Here is a 1,253-nt window from a genome sequence, read left to right as displayed (position 1 = left end):
TTAATGACGGTTCCCGATAGATAGGTGGAGGCCGCGGACGCGAGGTAGACCGCGGCGCCGCCGATTTCGTCGGGTTGTCCCCAGCGGCCTATAGGCATGCGGCTGCGCATGGCTTGGTACCTTGCGGGGTCTTCGCGGTGGGCTGCAGTGAGTTCTGTTTCCATGTATCCGGGCGCAATTCCGTTGACTCTGATTCCATGGGGGGCCCACTCGTTGGCGAGGGCACGGGTCACTCCCAGGAGTCCGTGTTTGGATGCCGCGTAGGAGGGTACTTCGACGCCTCCTTGGAAGGCATTGATGGAGAGGATGTTGATGATGCTGCCAGGCTGGTCATCGCCGATCAGGGAGCGGGTGAACGCTTGGGAGAGCACGAAAGGTGTAGTCAGGTTCAAACCGATCACGGATTCCCAGTCTTCGAGGGTTGTCGTGAGCGCAGGTCCGCGCCGGATCAGCCCGGCGTTGTTGACGAGAATGTCGGGCCCTCTTCCGGTTTCCTTGGCCCAGGTGATGATTTCAGCGGCCTGGTCCGGTGAGAGAGCGGCGAGATTCTGCGACCGTATCCGGCATTTCACGCCGTGCGCTTCCAGTTCGTCCTTGAAGTCGTTCAGAGGCGAGAGGTCCAGCGCTATGACTTCTGCTCCGGCAAGTCCCAGGGCAGTGGCGACCGCACGGCCCAGTCCTCTGCCGGCGCCTGTGACGAGTGCGGTTTTGCCGTGTAGGGAGAAGGGGTTCGTCGCGAGTGGCTGTCCGGCCGCAAGGGTTGCGGTGTTTCCCGTTGCTGAACCGGTTCCGGCGGGCTTCATTTCGTGGTCTCCTGTTCGAGTACGCGGTCGTGCCGCAGTGATGATTTGGCGGTTTCCTTTGCCACAAGTGCTGCAATAAAGGTGATCGTTGCCGCTATGCCGAGGTAGATGCTGACACCGAGGGTGTTTTTCTGGTCCACGCTGCCGAGAATGGCGATGGAGATGAGGGGTGCAAGCCCGCCGGCGAAGACCGATGCCAGCTGGTAGCCGAGGGAGGCGCCGCTGTAGCGGACGCTGGTGCCGAACAGTTCAGAGAAGAACGCTGCCTGGGGAGCGTACATGAACGTGGTGCAGACGAGGCCGACGACGATGGCAAGGATAATAAGTCCGTCATTACGGGTGTCGATGAGCGGGAAAAAGACGAAACCCCAAAGACCCGTGCCCGCCGCGCCGGCCAGGTAGAGGGGCCGGCGGCCCACGCGGTCGGAGAAGGATCCGATGATCGGAGTG

Annotated in this window: 2 protein-coding genes; both read right to left on the bottom strand. The window is 61.8% G+C overall.

The window, feature by feature from the left end; all coding sequences use genetic code 11:
* Window positions 1-803: SDR family NAD(P)-dependent oxidoreductase (locus tag LQV45_RS33595; protein ID WP_230012123.1), on the bottom strand; the 803-nt coding region annotated here is incomplete at its 3' end.
* Window positions 800-1,253: MFS transporter (locus tag LQV45_RS33590; protein WP_230012121.1), on the bottom strand; the 454-nt coding region annotated here is incomplete at its 5' end. The genes LQV45_RS33595 and LQV45_RS33590, both read right to left, overlap by 4 nt.

Source organism: Microbacterium sp. Bi128, from assembly GCF_918698205.1.
The sequence above is the reverse complement of the archived record's forward strand: the minus strand, read 5'-3'. Positions and strand labels throughout refer to the sequence as shown.